Annotated in this window: 16 protein-coding genes; 9 read left to right on the forward strand and 7 right to left on the reverse strand. The window is 33.9% G+C overall.

Features of this window, described 5'->3' with window-relative positions; translation table 11 throughout:
* Nucleotides 1-124: 124 nt before the first annotated feature.
* Nucleotides 125-1,039, reverse strand: a complete 915-nt coding sequence (gene nadA / locus H5T45_00145) for a quinolinate synthase NadA (GenBank protein ID MBC7128130.1) — start codon at nucleotides 1,037-1,039, stop codon at nucleotides 125-127.
* 79 nt (nucleotides 1,040-1,118) lie between these two features.
* Between nadA and H5T45_00150 the strand changes: the two genes are divergently transcribed.
* From H5T45_00150 to rimI, 6 genes are all read left to right on the forward strand, one after another.
* Nucleotides 1,119-1,346 (forward strand): hypothetical protein, encoded by a 228-nt coding sequence (locus H5T45_00150; GenBank protein ID MBC7128131.1) that lies wholly within the window; start codon nucleotides 1,119-1,121, stop codon nucleotides 1,344-1,346.
* A 67-nt stretch (nucleotides 1,347-1,413) separates the two neighbouring features.
* Nucleotides 1,414-2,625, forward strand: a complete 1,212-nt coding sequence (locus H5T45_00155) for a serpin family protein (GenBank protein ID MBC7128132.1) — start codon at nucleotides 1,414-1,416, stop codon at nucleotides 2,623-2,625.
* 30 nt (nucleotides 2,626-2,655) lie between these two features.
* Complete coding sequence (locus H5T45_00160) at nucleotides 2,656-3,423, forward strand: aspartate dehydrogenase (protein ID MBC7128133.1); 768 nt, start codon at nucleotides 2,656-2,658, stop codon at nucleotides 3,421-3,423.
* Nucleotides 3,420-3,995, forward strand: coding sequence for a hypothetical protein (locus tag H5T45_00165; protein MBC7128134.1), 576 nt, complete (start codon nucleotides 3,420-3,422; stop codon nucleotides 3,993-3,995). Before H5T45_00160 ends, H5T45_00165 begins: the two co-directional genes overlap by 4 nt.
* Nucleotides 3,980-4,831: a 4Fe-4S binding protein gene (locus H5T45_00170; protein MBC7128135.1), complete on the forward strand. Its 852-nt coding sequence runs from the start codon at nucleotides 3,980-3,982 to the stop codon at nucleotides 4,829-4,831. The genes H5T45_00165 and H5T45_00170 overlap by 16 nt, the downstream gene beginning before the upstream one ends.
* Complete coding sequence (gene rimI, locus H5T45_00175; GenBank protein MBC7128136.1) at nucleotides 4,822-5,253, forward strand: ribosomal protein S18-alanine N-acetyltransferase; 432 nt, start codon at nucleotides 4,822-4,824, stop codon at nucleotides 5,251-5,253. Before H5T45_00170 ends, rimI begins: the two co-directional genes overlap by 10 nt.
* A 36-nt stretch (nucleotides 5,254-5,289) precedes the next feature.
* Here the strand turns inward: rimI and H5T45_00180 are convergent, their stop codons facing one another.
* From H5T45_00180 to H5T45_00195, 4 genes are read right to left on the reverse strand one after another with little or no spacing between them, the layout of a single operon-like run.
* Nucleotides 5,290-7,218: an Ig-like domain-containing protein gene (locus tag H5T45_00180; protein MBC7128137.1), complete on the reverse strand. Its 1,929-nt coding sequence runs from the start codon at nucleotides 7,216-7,218 to the stop codon at nucleotides 5,290-5,292.
* A 10-nt stretch (nucleotides 7,219-7,228) separates the two neighbouring features.
* A complete protein-coding gene (locus tag H5T45_00185) occupies nucleotides 7,229-7,615 on the reverse strand; it encodes a hypothetical protein (GenBank protein MBC7128138.1) in 387 nt (128 codons plus the stop codon).
* Entirely contained in the window at nucleotides 7,612-8,298 is a 687-nt protein-coding gene (locus H5T45_00190; protein ID MBC7128139.1) for a PKD domain-containing protein, read from the reverse strand. The genes H5T45_00185 and H5T45_00190 overlap by 4 nt, the downstream gene beginning before the upstream one ends.
* A gap of 2 nt (nucleotides 8,299-8,300) precedes the next feature.
* Nucleotides 8,301-9,707: a PKD domain-containing protein gene (locus H5T45_00195; GenBank protein ID MBC7128140.1), complete on the reverse strand. Its 1,407-nt coding sequence runs from the start codon at nucleotides 9,705-9,707 to the stop codon at nucleotides 8,301-8,303.
* A 260-nt stretch (nucleotides 9,708-9,967) separates the two neighbouring features.
* Here H5T45_00195 and H5T45_00200 point away from each other — a divergent pair, with 260 nt between their 5' ends.
* A complete protein-coding gene (locus H5T45_00200) occupies nucleotides 9,968-11,011 on the forward strand; it encodes a hypothetical protein (GenBank protein ID MBC7128141.1) in 1,044 nt (347 codons plus the stop codon).
* On the opposite strand, the gene H5T45_00205 is transcribed toward H5T45_00200, so the two are convergent.
* The gene (locus H5T45_00205; GenBank protein MBC7128142.1) at nucleotides 10,988-12,616 is read right to left on the reverse strand and encodes a phenylalanine--tRNA ligase subunit beta; all 1,629 of its coding nucleotides are present in this window, start codon (nucleotides 12,614-12,616) and stop codon (nucleotides 10,988-10,990) included. The genes H5T45_00200 and H5T45_00205 overlap by 24 nt on opposite strands.
* Nucleotides 12,617-13,088: 472 nt before the next feature.
* Between H5T45_00205 and H5T45_00210 the strand changes: the two genes are divergently transcribed.
* Together H5T45_00210 and H5T45_00215 are read left to right on the forward strand one after the other, a co-directional pair.
* Complete coding sequence (locus H5T45_00210; protein MBC7128143.1) at nucleotides 13,089-15,236, forward strand: hypothetical protein; 2,148 nt, start codon at nucleotides 13,089-13,091, stop codon at nucleotides 15,234-15,236.
* Entirely contained in the window at nucleotides 15,237-15,941 is a 705-nt protein-coding gene (locus H5T45_00215; protein ID MBC7128144.1) for an RNA methyltransferase, read from the forward strand.
* On the opposite strand, the gene glmM is transcribed toward H5T45_00215, so the two are convergent.
* On the reverse strand, nucleotides 15,942-17,264 hold the full coding sequence (gene glmM, locus H5T45_00220; protein MBC7128145.1) for a phosphoglucosamine mutase: 1,323 nt from the start codon (nucleotides 17,262-17,264) through the stop codon (nucleotides 15,942-15,944). It lies immediately after the preceding gene.
* Nucleotides 17,265-17,275 lie beyond the last annotated feature (11 nt).

Here is a 17,275-nt window from a genome sequence, read left to right on the forward strand (position 1 = left end):
AAGTAGCCCTTATATATGCTGTAAATTCCTATCATAAATATTATAGCTTCCAGAACTCTTGATATCAAAAGTTCAATTTTAAGTTCCATAACAGGAATAATAAAAAGATATAAACATATTTTTCTTAATCTCCTCTACCTATTTCGATCATTCTCTCAAGCGGCTTTCTCGCATTTTCAATTATTTCATCGGGCAATTTTATTTCATGCTCCATCCTTTCCATGCTTTTTATAACCTTTTCCAAAGTTATTTTCTTCATATTCGGACATATTGCTTTTTCTATATAATAAAAATTCTTTTCAGGCATCTCTTTTTTCATTCTATAGCATAACTCCTTTTCCGTTCCAATTATAAATTCTTTTGATTTGGAATCTTTTGCATATTTTATCATTCCTTCTGTAGAGGCAACTTTATCCGCAATATCAATGACATCCTCACTGCATTCGGGATGAACAATTATCTCCGCCATCGGATGCTCCTTCTTTATTTTCAATATATCCTCTTTTTTAATCCGAACATGCGTCGGGCAGAAGCCAGGCCATAGATATATATCCTTATCCTTAACAAATCTTTTTACATATTTTCCCAGATTTTCATCTGGTGTAAATATTACTCCATTTCTCATTCTATTTACAACTTTTACCGCATTTGAGGATGTGCAACATACATCGCTTATTGCCTTAACTTCAGCTGGAGTATTTACATAAGAAACAATTTCATACCCATATTCTTTCTTTTTCTTTAATAAAGATTCTGCATCAACCATTTTTGCCATCGGACAAATTGCCTGCTTATCTGGATGAATAACAACTTTTTCTGGATTGAGTATTTTTGCTGTCTCAGCCATGAAATCAACACCACAAAAAATTATTACATCCACATCTGTCTTCTTTGCCTTCATTGCAAGAGAAAAAGAATCACCAACAAAATCGGCGATATCCTGTATTTCTGGAAGTTGATAATTATGGGCAAGTATAACTGCATTTCTTTTTTCTTTCAATTTTTCTAATTTTTCCACGATGTTATATGAAAATGGTATAAATGTTTTTTTAGTTTTAACATTGCTTTAATTTTCAAAAATTTAAAAATGTTTAAATATTTTTCTGGAATTTGCTTTTATGAGCTTAAAAGGAGAAGTACTTAAGGCAATGACGGCGCTCATAACCGCCGCATTCGGACTTGTGGCTGCTCTTGCGTGGAACGGGGCAATTCTTGCAATCTTCAAAGCAATATTTGGGGAGCAGGAATCTATTCCAGCGATGCTCGCATATGCAATAATAGTTACAATTATAGCAGTTATAGCAACAATAATGATAGCAAGGGCTGCAGCAAAAGTAAAGGAATAAAAAATTTTAATTAACCAAAAAGCTAACATAAAAGAAAGGAATTAATAGAGATTAGTATTTAATATTTATGAAAAGGAAATTTTTAGCAATTGGCATAGCAATTTTTATATCTGCAATATTAGCAACTGGAAGTATATTATTTCTTTATCCTTATGAGCCGAAGCAGCCCCCAAGAGCAGATGATAGCAGTTCAACACCCGAAGGTTTGAAAGAGGTGGCAAATGCAAACAACCAATTTGCATTGAAACTCTATTATGAACTTGCTAAGAATGAAGGAAACATTTTTTATTCCCCCTATAGCATTCTATCCGCTCTTTTGATAACATATGAAGGAGCAAAAAATGATACAGCTGAAGAAATGAGAGATGTGCTTGCTCTTCCAGATGAAGAAATAATCAGACCAAATTTTGCTTTACTTTATAATAAAATTAATGAAAATGATTATACTAGAACTGGAAATGCTTTATGGGTGCAAAAAGATTTTTTATTGTTTGAAGAATATAAAAGGAATGTTGAAAGATATTATGGTGGAAAAGCATCAAATTTAGATTTTTCTGATGAAAAATCAATGGAAATAATAAATCGTTTTATAGAAGAACAAACAAATGGCAAAATAAAAGATTTTATTAAAGAAATTGACCCAACTACAAGATTAATTATTACAAATGCAATCTATTTTAAGGGAATATGGAAATATGAATTTAATAAATCATTCACATATGAAGAAGATTTCAAAATAAATCAAACAAATATTGTAAAAGTCCAGATGATGTGCTTGAAGCCAGATAAATTCTTTAAATATGCTGAAACAGATGATTTGCAAATTCTGGAATTGCCTTATAAAGGAGAGAAATTTTCCATGCTAATATTTTTGCCAAAAAAAGAAAGCCTGGATTTAAACAATCTCGAAGAGTGGAAAAGCATGATGAAAGAAACAATGATAGATGAAATTCACCTTCCAAAATTTGAAATTGAAACATCATACACATTAAATGAAAATCTAAAATCTTTAGGAATAATATCTGCTTTCCAGCCAGGAAAAGCGGATTTTTCAGGTATAACAAGCGAAAAAATTTGGATTGGAGCCGTAATTCATAAGGCATACATCAGTGTTGATGAGGAAGGAAGCGAGGCAGCCGCTGCAAGCGCTGTTATCATGCCCACTTCAGCGCCATCAAAAATTATTTTTAAAGCCGACCATCCATTTATATTCATAATACAAGAAAGGGATACTGGAAGTATTTTATTTTTGGGCAAGATTGTTAATCCAACTAAATAAATATTTATACCAGAATATACTTTTTAATAAATGAAATTAGGGATAATAGGTTGCGGGGCAATAGGAACCGATGTTGCAAGAGCGGCAGATGTAATGGAGGAAATTGAGGAAATTTATCTTTATGACATAGTAGAAGAGAAGGCAAAAAAGCTTGCAAAAGAGCTTAAAAAAGCAAAATTTGAGAAAGTAGAAAAATTTTTGGAAAAAGTTGATGTAATTTTTGAAGCGGCATCCCAGCAGGCGGTTTATGATTATGCAGAAAAAATAGTAAGTGAAGGAAAGGACCTTGTAATAATGACAATAGGAGCTCTTTTTGATGATGAATTTAGGGAAAGATTGATTAAAAAAGCAAAAGAAGGTGGGGCTAAAATATATCTTCCATCTGGAGCGGTGGCTGGCTTGGATGCAATAAAGGCTGCAAGCATAGGAGAGCTTGATGAAGTTACCCTTGTAACAACAAAAGCACCTGAAGCATTTGGAAAACATTTTGATAAGAGGACGATACTCTATGAGGGAAATGCAAGGGAGGCAATAAAACACTTCCCGAAAAATATAAATGTTGCGGCATGCCTGTCTTTGGCGGGAATTGGCTTTGATAATACAAAGGTTAAAATCGTGGCTGACCCAGTTATAAAATACAACAGCCACAAGATATTAGCTCATGGAAAATTTGGAAGGCTTAGAGCAGAAGTAGAAAACTTGCCAAATCCAAAAAATCCGAGCACAAGCTATCTTGCCTCACTTTCAGCAATTGCAGTGCTTAAAAAGCTTGTAAATCCCTTGCAGATAGGAATATGAAAAAATTATTGCTTTGCACGGCAATTATTCTTCTCGTTTCAGGAGCTTACCTATGCTATAATAAAACAAAAAAATTGAATGAAATGGTTTGCCAGGGTTGCATTGCAATAGTTTCAAAATCACAAAAATTTGGGGAATTCTGGATTGAATATCCGCATAACTATGGAATGAATGGTATACCAACTCATCCTGAATGGGCTATAAACTTCTCAAAAAATAATATTTTGATGATTTTTTTCTATGGACCCGCATGCGAGCCGTGCAAGCAGCAATGGGAGGAAATGAAGAATGAGGGCATGGTTGAAGGGAGTGAAGAAGATGGAAAATTTTCTCAAAATTTTAGCTACGCCATACTTGTTACAATAGACATATCAAAGGATGCAGAAAATACAATAGGAATTTATAATTCAAAAAGCTCTGTTCCTACAACAGTGATTATGTTTGAAAAAAACGAAAAAATTTACTGGTATGCCTTCTCAGGCCCGCCAGACGGAAAAGGAGGAAGACCCTCAATAGACGAACTGAAAAACATATTGGAAAAAGCGAAGGGTGAGAAATGGCCTGCAATTTGAATTGCCCCGCCTGCCCGCTTGCCTATGCCTGCATACCTCTTGCAATTGCATCATTTTTTGCACTAAAAAAAGCGGGATTGCAGAAAAAAAGGATTGTTTCACAGCTTTCCTTTCTTTTAATAAGCAATTTTTCCTTCATCTTTGGGGCAACTGGCTTAATTTATTCCTATTTTTATTGCTGGGAAAGTCCTCTGGCAATTGCTGCGTGTCCAATCGGAGTGCTTGAACATGCATTTGCTGACAGAACTTTTTATCTTTTGATTTATTTAGGTGGTACGATTTTTACAGTTAGCATGATTTTTGGAAGGGCTGCATGTGGGTGGGCATGCCCTATTGGTTTTTTGCAGGATTTAATTAAGGGTAGGAAAATAAAAAAGAAAGACAACAAATTCAGATATGCTAAATATTTTATTCTTATTGCAATTCCTTTCGCATGCTTTTTTACTGGAAAATTGGCTTACACGGATATTTGCCCTATAGGAGGACTAACTGGAACACTGCCTTATTTACTGATTAATCCAACAGGTTACACATTCACTGTTTTTTTCTATCCAAAGATGATTTTTGTTGCAGGATTCTTTATTTTGATAATTCTTGTAGCAAGGGGGTGGTGCCGGTATCTATGCCCTGTTGGGGCGATGATGGCTTGCTTTAACAGGATAAGTTTTTTGCAGATAAAGTATAGTGAAGAAAAATGTATAAAATGCTTTAAATGCTCTAAAATATGTCCGATGCAGATAGAAATGCCATATGAAAATAAAAGCAATGAATGTATAAGATGTGGAAAATGTATTGATGCTTGTCCAACAAATGCTATTGAATTTAAATGGCAATAAGAAAATTTGAATATAAGGACATAGATGCAGTTTTGAGGATTGCTAATGAATCCTTTCCAGAAAAATATTCATCTGAATTCTTACTTTATTTATGGACTTCCTATCCAGATGGGTTTTTAGTCGCTGAAAAAAACCATGAAATTGCTGGCTTTATAATCAGTGTAAAAATTTCTAAAACAGATTTAAGAGTTCTAATGCTCGCGGTAAGTAAAAAATATAGGAGGCAGAGCATAGGAAGCTCTCTTTTAAGAGAACTTATTATAAGATTTCCAGAAGTAAGAAGGATTTTTCTTGAAGTAAGAACAGATAATGGAGAAGCAATAAAATTTTATCAGAAAAATGGCTTTAAAATAAGAGAAAAAATAAACGATTTTTATACTGATGGCTCGCCTGCATATGTTATGGAGAAAACTATTTTTTGAAATAAAATTATAGGATAAAGGGAAGCAATTCAGATTTTATTTCTTCTTTTTTCTTATTAAAAAAATAAGGAATGAAAATAGTAAAATAAGGAAGGAGAAGGATGGTGTTTCATTTCTTCTTTCTATTTCCTTTTCAGTTGAAAATGAAAGAGAAAAATCATCATTTAAATTCAATCCTCTTAAATCTTTAGCATTTTTTGATATATTTACAAAATATTTTTTTCCTTTCTCAAAATCAATTTTCAAAATTAATTTATCTTCATTCCATTCAAAAACAGTTTCAGCAGGGGGATAAATAAATAAATTTTCCTCTACAGAACTTTTATTCATTTTACTTGAGAATTTTATTTCAATTCTTTCATTTATTGATATATTTTCCTCTCCATCAAAAATATTTGTAGATAATATCGATGGATTTGTTATTGAAAAAGAAAAGAAAAAATTATCTTTTAATGGATTTCCATTTTTATCTTCCATATAATCTGTTACTGTGACATTATATTTCCCCGCAGAGTAATATTTTGGATAAATTAAAAGCAATGAATCATTTTCTTCCCATTCATAACTAAAACTGATGAATGGCTTTATTTTTATTGCATTATGAAGAATAGGATACATTGGCTCCGAGAATTTAATTTTTATAAATTCATATAACTCGCTATTAAATGGCTCGGCATAGCTCACTTCCGGAGGAATGTTATCTGGAGAGGATGTAAAAAATGAAAAATAAAATTCTTCCATTTTTTGCCCGCTGATGCGGGATGCATTACTTATTTTTATAGTATAAAGAGTATTATATTCCATATAAGGCTCCAAAATCAATTCTTTTTCATTCTTCCATTCCAGGAAATAGCTTGCATTTGGAGATATTTCTATTTCAATGCTTTTATTCATCTCATGGGAGAATTTTATTATAATAGAAGCATGCACCGGAACATTCTCGGATTTATTTTCGGGATAATGATAAACAACTTTTGGGGAAGAGGTATCTACTATAAACTTATATGATATTTCACTTATCTGCCCGATGCTATCTTTTGCTCTTAAAAAAAATTCATATTCTCCATCACTTAAGTTATAATCTGCTTTTCTGTTTTTATCCCAGTTGCTCCATTCTTCATTGCTCATCCTGTATGAATAAAGAATTTCACCCTCATCTTCTCCACTCCATTCAAAGGTTACATTCCCATAGCCCTCAACATCTCTTGGTTTCCTTGTAAAATATATATATGGCGGGGCATCTTCCGCCGGCGGGCTCGCAATGCATGCATCCACAAAATTTGCCAAAAAGGCATGCGTATCAGATGGAGGGTCTGAATATCTCATTTCCGATTGATTTCTGAAAACGACTGCTATTGCCATTACATTTTCCTTGTTTGTTGCTTCATTAAAGACTGCATCTATTCTCATTTTTTCATTTTTTTCAATATTTATTTCTCTTTTTATTGCATATCCGAGCAGTGCAAAATGAAATGGATTTCCTCTCGCATCCTTCCATCTCGAAGTTGGTTCAACAACATAAACTTTTAAGTAGCCACTATAATTTTTACTTTCTCTATTCTCTATTTCAACTGATATGTTAAGCCCTTCATTTCTCCATATAACCCTCATTGAAAGATTTATGTTTGCTCTGCTCCTTGCAAGAGAACTTTCAATCGCTTTTATATAATCCGATTTACTTTTCTTTCCAAATAAAACTTCATATCCACCATCAAAAAAAGCCGTTGGATAACCATACACATTGTATTCATTAACTCTTTCATTTGCATCGCTGCTTTTATCAGCAACAAGAGAAACAAAATAGAATGGATATTGATGCGAGCTATAAATTTCATAAATAATTTCGCTCACATCAGGGCAGGCGGTGCATGTTGTAGTTGTTGCTTCCTCACAAAATACATTTGCATTTGCCTTCAAAACGAAAAATAATAGTATGAAAGATAGGATTGCAAGATATTTTTTCATGTTAATGAATTTATTTATGCATTTTAATTTTTGCCATTATTAAAAGAGCCACTGATATTAAAATAATTTCAAACCCTGGTGTTTTTTTGCTGTTCACCTTTATTATATCTTCCTTAATAACATTATTATCAACGATTATTGCAATTTCGAAATTCCCTTCATTTGTTGCATTGAATTTCGCAACCCATTTGCCATTTTCATATTTCATCTGCTCATAAAAGCAAGCATCTTCATTAGGACAATATTTAAGCTTTACCACACTTGCACTTGTTACATTTTCTATTTCAGCATATACTGTTACAACATCCCCAACTTTTGGCTGAGAGGGCTCCCAAGTAACATTTACAGCTCCGGCAAAAGAAGAAAAAAGGATGAGGAAAAGAATCACTGCTTTCATATCTTCACCTTGTATATCATTATCTCGTCTCTATATTCATCCCACGCAGAAGTATATCCCTTCACAATTATCTGCGTAAATTTCTCATCTAAAACCTCACTGTTATTGTAGTCCTCGTTCCACTTCCACTCAAACGGCGGCTCGCTGTCGCTGTGCATCACTTTCAGCCCGCACCCGCAAGCCATAGGCAGCAGGAAATCAACAACTTTTATATCGGATGTTGCATAGACCTCAACATTTATATCTCCAATTACAATCTGCCCCAATATTGGAAATACTTTTATTCCAAAAACATAAATTCCATTTCTTGGCTTTGTTATCCTGCAGGATGAAAGAGTATGGGGCATACTAACCTGCAATGTTGCTGGCTCACTTTTTGCTCCATGCTCATCTGTTGCTGTAACAGTAACTACATAAGTTCCCTTTTCCTGCCATGTATGTTTTGCCTCTACCTGCTGGCCAGAATTTACATATGGAGTGCAGAATTCATTTCCATCTCCCCACTTAAAACAGTAAAATATTTTGTCTCCATCTGGGTCATTTGCAACAGCAGTAAAAGTATATTCCTTTCCCGCTTCACCGCTTGATGGTCCATTTATTGTTGGCTTCTCTGGTGGATTGTTTGCAATTGCCAGTGCCGAAAAAACAAGCATTCCTACTATAAATATTGTCAGTTTCTTCATATTCATATATTTATCACATATAGATAGATCTGCTCTTCCGCATAGTTTCCATTCACATCATATGCTCCTATGATAAGAGTATGGCTTCCAAAGGTTCCGTCATATAGGCACTCATATGGTGGCTCATTGTCATCAAGCAATGTTTCCCCACAAACTGTGAAAACAACATTTTTAACTCCTGAATCATCTGTAACATTTGCCTTCAATGTTATTTTTCCAAAAACTATTGCGGTTTCTATGGGCAATGATAATATTTCCCTGTCAAATAGATACAGGCATCCTTTCTTTGGCTTTTCAACAATTATGTTCGGTGGGGTTACATCACCCATTTCAAGATTTTCTATTGTAACATTTATTTTTAAAATAGCACCACACTCGCATCCGGTTAGCCAGTCAACTTTAAGATTTAGGTTTAAGTCATGCACATCTTGTCCCATGCAATAATTTATTGCATTTTCATATGTTGCTTCATTGCTTGTTCCTCCAACAAGCACCTTTCTTCCACCGTCAAAGAATGCAGTTGGATAACCGTATAAATTATAATCATTTTTTAATCTATTATAAGCTATACTATTCACATCCCCTATCATGGAAACATAGTAGAAAGGATATACATTCTTATCAAAAATGCTCTTCAGCGCCCCTCCCATTGCGGGACAATATGGACAATATGTAGCGGTTGCCACTTCTATAAATACTGTATGAGTTGTACCCTCTTTAGAATTGCTTCCTTCCTCGCCAGGCCTTGCGGCGGCGCAGGCATCAACATAATATGCATTGAAAGGATTCCTGCTTGGTGGGTATGCGTAACCTTTATGGGGCGAGGGGTTGAAAAGAGCGGCTATCACCATTATGTTGTCTTCACTCACATCTGGATAATTAGATTGAGAGGGGACCCAATCGACTTCTATATTTGCTTTCTCCATATAGGGAACATTTACATTTTCGTCATAAGCAAATTCAAGAAAACCAAAGTTGTAAGGATTTTTATTGTAGTCATTCCATCTTGATATTGGCTCTAAAATATATATTCTTAATCTTCCACTATATCCAATGCTCTGGCTTAAGGGCATACTAACCTGCAATGTTGCTGGCTCACTTTTTGCTCCATGCTCATCTGTTGCTGTAACAGTAACTACATAAGTTCCCTTTTCCTGCCATGTATGTTTTGCCTCTACCTGCTGGCCAGAATTTACATATTGAGTGCAGAATTCATTTCCATCTCCCCAGTCAAAACAGTAAAATATTTTGTCTCCATCTGGGTCATTTGCAACAGCAGTAAAAGTATATTCCTTTCCCGCTTCACCGCTTGATGGTCCATTTATTGTTGGCTTCTCTGGTGGATTGTTTGCAATTGCCAGTGCCGAAAAAACAAGCATTCCTACTATAAATATTGTCAGTTTCTTCATGTTTATCACCAGTGGTAAATAATTATTTATATTAAAATTTTGCTCATCATGTAATCATCTGTTTTCAAATAAATAGATATATGGAAGGACAGGCAAAAAAAGCATCTTTTGGGAGGGGATGGGATGCCTTTGCAACCAGCCTATCCTTCCAAAATTATAGAAAAAAACAATATATATTAATTTCGTTTTTTTATATTCCATGGCAATTGGTAGCATTTGTCATTAATGCAAACTTTTTTAATCGATTTTATATAGCACATATGGAAAATGAGGAAATAAAGCTTCCGGAATTTGATGAAAAAAAATTCAAGGAAAAGGAAAAGAAAAAAGCAAAGATATATTTTATATCTTTTATTTTTGGATTAATAATGGCAATTCTATGTTCTTTCTTCTGGGTAAATTTGCCATCAAACATTAGATGGCTTCTCTGCTTCCTGCTCGCAATTTCTTCAATTGGCTTTCTTGCAAAATTTTTCCAAATATTTAAACTGGATATCAAAAATTTCAGCAAAAAAGATTGGATTGCTTCAATATTTTATTATTTTATAACATGGTTAGCATTTTTTATACTTTTTATAAATCCACCATTCCATGATGTTTCCCCTCCAAAGATAGAGGTTGTTGCACTCCCAGAAATTCAGCAGGAAAATGGAACAATAAATCTTTTTGCTCTTATAACAGATAATTCATATGTTAGCAATGTTGTAATAAATATATCTGGAAATGAATATGAAATTAAAAAAGATAATAACTCTGTTTATTCCTATAATCTAACCTATCCCGTAAGCGATTATTTCATTGTTGCAAAGGATAAAAACAATAATGAAGCAAAATATGAAGGAAAAGTCACATATAAAAACAATTTAATAAAGATAGAAAGCGATGAAGTTTTAAATTCCTCATCAGAGATTGAAATAAAGGTTTATAAAAACATAAGCAAAAAAGGTTTTAGAGTATTTTATAGAATTGGAGAATATGAGGTAAATGCAACAAAATCAGGAGAGACAGGGGATTATTTAATCTATTCAACATCCCCACAATACATTGGATGGAAAAAAAATTCATTAAATGAAATCGAAATATTTGTTGAGGTAATTCACTATTTCCCTGGTATAAAAGATGCATATTCAAATAAAATATATGGAGGAAAATATTATTTCCAAACCACCGATGATGCCAATATAGGAGTGCTTGAATCGCCCGTCCCGAAAGATTTGCCCCAACCCGAGCCGCTCCGCACGCCTGGCTTCGAACTCGTTTTGCTGATACTTGCAATAGCTTTATTTTTGAGAAAGAAGAAATGAAGCATCGATTTCAAAAGCAATAACTGGATAGGAAAGTTCAAAATTGCATATTACAGATGGCTTTATTTCTCCAAAATATCCCACTTCTATTCCATTATGAAACAGTGAAGCACATCTCCCGTCTATAAAAGAAGGATGCTTTTTTTCCTCCAATTCCATTTTCTTTCCAAAGTTTCTTAAAATTGCTTCAACAATTGATTTGCATTCGCTGAAATTTGTCTTCGCATCTATTTTTACTCCTGATAGCATGGTTTTCTGCTCGATTTTTTTATCGCAAATCTTAACTACATCCCCCGCTTCATATATCTGCTGTGGCAAACTATGATGCTTATTTTTTGAAAGGATATCAAGTAAAGAAGGAATTAGAGATTGCCTTATTATAGCATGCTCGCTTGATAAGGGATTTTCTATTTCAACAGCATTTCCTTCCATTTCCATTTTCCTGAATTCCTTTTCTTTTCCTGAGATATTTAATGTCAAAACCTCATTGAAACCCAGCCCAATCATTGTAATATGCAACTTCTCATTCGAAAGAGATGAGCCAAATGTAAGCGATTTTGGTAATATTTCATTGAATTTTTCATACCCATACCCCTTAGCTATATCTTCAACTATATCAATTTTATGAAGTATATCTATTCTCCATGGGGGAGAAAAAACAACCATTCTATCTCCTTTAAAATGTACCTCATGACCCATTTTTTCAAGCGCTTCAACAATTTTTTCTTTTTCATCAAAACCAAGCAATTTTTTTATGTATTTTGTTTCTAATTCATTTTTTGAATTTTCAAATTCAGGAGTGCATTTTTCAACCTCATCCTCTATTTTAACCTGATAAATTTTTCCTCCTCTCTCCGCGAGAGATGTTGATATTATTATTAAAGCATCCTTTACCGCCTTTTTATCGGTTCCAGTAACATCTATGAATATATTTTTTGTTTTTTCAGTTACTGCTGTTAGCTGACCATTTATTATAGGGGGAAAAGATAAAACACGCTCATGTTTATCAATTATTATCGGATATAACTCCTTTCCTTCCAGCAAATGGGCATAGACGATGCCTTTTTCGTGTTTTTCAAGGATTTCCTTTAAATTCATCTCTTCATCTCTTGCAAGAGGAATAAATCTTATTTCGTCTGGCTTTACTCCCTTATAAACAAATGGTTGTTCAACCTTATCAAAATCATGTACTCCTATAGCAACCTTTTTTCTATTTTTTCCAATGGATAAATGGAGCTTTTCCTGCAGTTCCATAAGAGAAGCTATAGAATCGCTGTTAAATTTTATATCTTTTATCAGACAACCCATAATATAGGGACGAACATCCTTAACACTTTTCTCAACTTTTAAAAAAACATCCGATTTTTCTATTTTATATCTTTTTATTCCTTTTTCTATTCCCATAAAATTTCTGAGGGCTCTTGCAATCCCTTCGACACTCAACATATCTGGGCGATCTGGAAATATTTCGATGAAAATTTCATCTCCATCAATTTTTTCTATATTTAATCCCATACCTGATATTTTTTCTACTAATTCTTCTTTTTTAAATTTTACTCCAATAAGTTCAGTTAAATCGCTACAACTTATGCTGATGACTGGCATCTTTGGATAATCAAAAAATGATATATCATTTTTTTGATTCACATGGCACTTTCAACAAATTCTCGCCTCTGGATTTTAAATGGCTAAAATGCAGTTAAACATCTTGCTTTGAGGATGTTTTTTAATGCCCATTTATATATGGAGCCCTATCTTAATTAGTGGCTTATTCTTGCAATAAACCAAGAAGCTATTGACAAATCTTATTACATCTATTGCCATGCAACGCCTTTATTTTCTGAATTAGTAAATAATTGGGCAGATTTATGATACCATCTGCCATGCTTCATTATTCTGCATAGTAAAGAATTATGGCAATCATAATTTCTATCTTTTTCTTGTCCCAGCAAAAGATATTTTTTCCTAACTAATTCTATTAGTTAGTGTGGCATTTCTTATTTTTTAAATTTTCAAATTCTTAAAGTGCCATAAAACCTTACCAAAAAACTTTAATAAATGATTTTAATTTAATCATATGAAAAAATTAATGGTTTTAGTAGGAGCTATAATGATTTTACCTATTGCAATAGCTCAACCTACAATAAATTCCGTAAGTGATGCTCCTGATCCTGTTGAAGTTCCTGGATATAATAATATTACTGCAGATATAACAGGAGCAACTAATGCTTATGTTGAAATATATTATCCAAATTCAACATTGAAAGGAAATTATTCAATGACAAATATTCCACCAACGACATGGTATTACAATTCAACATATGCCTATCCTGATCCTCTAGGAACATACACATATGTAGTTAAAGCATATGATGGAGTCGATTGGGCAGAATCATCATCCTATACTTTTACATTACAAGATACAACATCTCCATCCTCAAGCATTTCAGCAATAACTCCCTACTGGAGAAATTCATCAGTCACAATAACTGCATCTGCAACAGATAATTATGCTGTTTCAAATGTATCATTATGGTATCGCTATTCCACAGATAATTCTTCATGGGGAACATGGACTTTCTTTGGAAAGGATGAAAACACTCCATGGCAGTGGAATTTTAATTTTCCAGATGGGGAGGGCTATTATGAATTTTATTCAATAGCAAATGATACATCCGCAAATACAGAAAGCAAAACAATAGCGGATGCAATAGCGGGATATGATGCTTCGTCTCCCTCTTCAAGTGTTGATTCAATGGCATACTGGTATAATACACTTCCTGTTGTAATAACTGCTACCGCAAATGATGCCTTATCTGGAGTTAAAGAAGTTACCCTCTACTACAGATACAGTGCAAATAATGCAACATGGCAACCCTGGAACATTTTTTCAACAGATACATCTTCTCCATGGCAATGGAATTTCAATGCTCCAAATGGAGATGGATATTATCAGTTTTACACAATTGCAAAAGATAATGCAAATAATATAGAAAGCGCTCCTCCAGCGGCGGATGAAGATGCCGCAATAGATACGCATGCTCCAACTACAATAATTGACCCCTCAGGAGGCTATGTTTCACCTTCTTCTTCAATAACCCTAAACGCAACAGATACGCCAGCGGGGATAAATGCAACATATTACCGCATATGGAACGGAAGCTGGTCGCCAGCGCCAGGCACGGGCTATGGAAAGGATAGTAACTTCTCAATTTACTCTGGAGCTTTTTCCCTTACTACAGCTGGAACAAATTATGTTGAATTTTATAGCGATGATAGATTAGGAAATGAAGAAACAACACATAATGTTACCTTCACAGTTGATAATCTGCCACCAGCAATATCTGGTATTTCAGTAAATCCATCAACACAGGTTATCGGAGGATATGTAAATATTTCATGCGATGTAAGTGATTCGGGGGCGGGTGTGGATAAAGTTTATCTGGTTATAATTTATCCATGTGGTTCGGGAGAATGCAATTTTTCAATGAATTATATAAGCTGTCATACATATTATTTAAATCAGACATATACAACAATTGGGACATATAGCTTTAGGATAGTCGCTCATGATAACGCATGCAACTGGGCAAGCAGCAGCATATACAATTTTACAATAACTGGTCCAAATAGCCCACCGATCACATCTTGCATTCTTGACCCTGCCTCGCCAAGCGGAGAAAACGGATGGTATTTGGACAATGTAAATGTAACATTAAATGCAACTGATCCAGATGGAGATACAATTGTTTATACAAAATATAGAATAGATGGAGGAAGCTGGATAAACTATAATGGAACATTTACTATAAGCGATGAAGGAGAGCATCTTTTAGAATTTTATAGTGCGGATGATAAGGGAAATATAGAAAATATAAAAAGTGTCTCTATAAAGATAGATAAATCTGAGCCATTTGTAACTCTTGAAAGACCAATTCCAGGCTATCTATATCTGTTTGATAGAGCAATCTGGCCTCTTGCAACAGGTAATACGGTTATAATAGGAAGAATAGTTGTAAGAGCAATTGCTATAGACCAGCAATCATCTATTGCAAATGTATCATTTTATGTAAATGGATATTTGCAGAATATAGACACGGTTTATCCATATGAATGGATATGGCGTGGCTGGATAGGGTATGCATACATAAATGTTGTTGTATACAACAAAGCTGGTTTGTATGAAGAAACTGATCCACTGCTTGTTTATATGATAAGCTTATAAATGGACATCTCAATAATAGTTGTTGAGCCAAAATATGCTGGCAATTTAGGCGCAATTGCAAGAATAATGAAAAATTTTGGATTTAATAAACTATATGTTGTCTCTCCTTCTTTTGATATAAATAATGATGATTGCAGAAAGTATGCAATGCACGCACAGGAAATAATCGATAAGGCTGAAATTTTTGAAAATTTTGAAGATGCTATAAAGGATATTGATTATGTAGTTGGAACAACATCAAAGGATAGCAAAAATGAAAAACATCATTTGAGGAAGGCAACTGATGTAAGAAAATTTGCAAGAGAAATTTATAAGATAGAAGGAAATATTGGAATTGTTTTTGGAAGAGAGGATTACGGATTGCTTAATGAAGAATTAAAAAAATGCGATTTAATAGTTAAGATTCCTGCAAGTGAAGAATATCCTTCTCTCAATCTTTCCCATGCAGTAAATATATTCCTATATGAGCTTTTTATGAACAAATATAAGGAAAGAAAGAGAGTTCTTGCGGATGGGAAAGAAAAAGAAAAGCTATATGAATTTTTCAGAATTCTAATGGAAGAGGTGGATTATCCGGAGCATAAAAGAGAGAATACAGAAATTATGTTTAGAAGAATAATTGGGAGGGCAATGCTATCAAAATGGGAATATCATACCCTTATGGGCGTATTTAAGAAAGCAATAAATGCGGTAAAGAAAAAATAATTATTTTGATAAATCTTTTATCATCTTCTTGTATTCTTCTGCAATTCTTTTAGCTTCCTCCTCATTTTTTCTTTCAACATAAATTCTTATTATTGGTTCTGTTCCAGAAGGTCTTATTAAAATGAAACCATTTTCACTGTTTATTCTTATTCCATCAGTGAAATCAGCTTTTCCACCTATATCCTCCTTGATTTTTTCCACTACTTTTTCTTTATCCATGCATTCTATCTTCTCCTTTACTGTATAGTATTTTGGCAAATTTTTAATAATATCAGATAATTTTCCCGCTCTTTCAGTCAGCATCTTAATCATATAAATGCTTGCCATTCCTGCATCCCTGCAATACTGATGCTCTGGAAATATAAGTCCGCCATTCTCTTCTCCTCCAAAGATTGCATTTACCTCCTTCATCTTTTTTGCAACATTTCTTGCTCCAACTTTTGTATAAAAAATACTTCCCCCTTTCATTTTTACATATTCCTCAACACATTTTGATGTAGAAACAGGAACAACAATACTTCCTTTTTTCTTTTCAAGTTTATGCCCGGCAATTATTGCAAGGCTGTAATCACCGCTGACATATTCACCATTTTCTGTTATGAAAATTGCCCTATCAGCATCTCCATCATAAGCTATTCCTAAGTCCGCATTAACAGCTTTCACCGTCCTTATTAAATCATTCAAATTCTCCTTAACTGGCTCATAGTTTCTCGATGGCAGCCCTCTTGGCTCGCCATTCAGCGTAAGCACATCCGCAACACTCGCAATTAAATAAGGCATCACTAGGCAGCCAGCCCCATTCCCGCAGTCAATTACAACCTTTAATTTTGTTTCCTCCGCCTCCGCATTCTTGATTACTCCTTCAATGTAAAAATCTGTTATATCTACAGTATATATGCTCCCGATTTCATTCCATGATGTCTTTTTGAAATTGCCTGCATAAAATATATTTTCTATTTCTTCCTCAACTTCTCTCTGCAACTCTTCCCCATTCCTATCAACAACCTTTATTCCGTTATATTTAGGAGGATTATGAGAGGCAGTTATGATTACGCCCGCGTCTAAATCGCTATTTTTCAGATAATATTGTAAAGCGGGGGTTGGAGCTATATTTGCATCATATACATTGCAACCGACACTTATCAGACCAGCAATTACTGAGTTTTTTAACATTTCACTTGAAATTCTTGTATCCATTGCAACCGCTATGTTTCCATTAAAATAAGTTCCAATTGCTTTTGCTATTTTAACAGCAAATTCAGGGGTAATTTCCTCATTTGCTATACCTCTTATTCCATTTGTTCCAAATAAAGGCATATTCATAAACATCACCT

The sequence above is a fragment of the Thermoplasmatales archaeon genome (genome assembly GCA_014361245.1).
In the GTDB taxonomy this organism is placed as follows: domain Archaea; phylum Thermoplasmatota; class E2; order UBA202; family JdFR-43; genus JACIWB01.

Coding starts and splice junctions, on each gene's coding strand:
- H5T45_00150 (MBC7128131.1), top strand. CDS start 1,119: ATGAGCTTAAAAGGAGAAGTACTTAAGGCAATGACGGCGCTCATAACC.
- H5T45_00195 (MBC7128140.1), bottom strand. CDS start 9,707: ATGAAGAAACTGACAATATTTATAGTAGGAATGCTTGTTTTTTCGGCA.
- H5T45_00155 (MBC7128132.1), top strand. CDS start 1,414: ATGAAAAGGAAATTTTTAGCAATTGGCATAGCAATTTTTATATCTGCA.
- rimI (MBC7128136.1), top strand. CDS start 4,822: ATGGCAATAAGAAAATTTGAATATAAGGACATAGATGCAGTTTTGAGG.
- H5T45_00200 (MBC7128141.1), top strand. CDS start 9,968: ATGGAAAATGAGGAAATAAAGCTTCCGGAATTTGATGAAAAAAAATTC.
- H5T45_00160 (MBC7128133.1), top strand. CDS start 2,656: ATGAAATTAGGGATAATAGGTTGCGGGGCAATAGGAACCGATGTTGCA.
- H5T45_00210 (MBC7128143.1), top strand. CDS start 13,089: ATGAAAAAATTAATGGTTTTAGTAGGAGCTATAATGATTTTACCTATT.
- H5T45_00170 (MBC7128135.1), top strand. CDS start 3,980: ATGGCCTGCAATTTGAATTGCCCCGCCTGCCCGCTTGCCTATGCCTGC.
- H5T45_00165 (MBC7128134.1), top strand. CDS start 3,420: ATGAAAAAATTATTGCTTTGCACGGCAATTATTCTTCTCGTTTCAGGA.
- H5T45_00205 (MBC7128142.1), bottom strand. CDS start 12,616: ATGCCAGTCATCAGCATAAGTTGTAGCGATTTAACTGAACTTATTGGA.
- glmM (MBC7128145.1), bottom strand. CDS start 17,264: ATGAATATGCCTTTATTTGGAACAAATGGAATAAGAGGTATAGCAAAT.
- H5T45_00215 (MBC7128144.1), top strand. CDS start 15,237: ATGGACATCTCAATAATAGTTGTTGAGCCAAAATATGCTGGCAATTTA.
- H5T45_00180 (MBC7128137.1), bottom strand. CDS start 7,218: ATGAAAAAATATCTTGCAATCCTATCTTTCATACTATTATTTTTCGTT.
- H5T45_00190 (MBC7128139.1), bottom strand. CDS start 8,298: ATGAAGAAACTGACAATATTTATAGTAGGAATGCTTGTTTTTTCGGCA.
- H5T45_00185 (MBC7128138.1), bottom strand. CDS start 7,615: ATGAAAGCAGTGATTCTTTTCCTCATCCTTTTTTCTTCTTTTGCCGGA.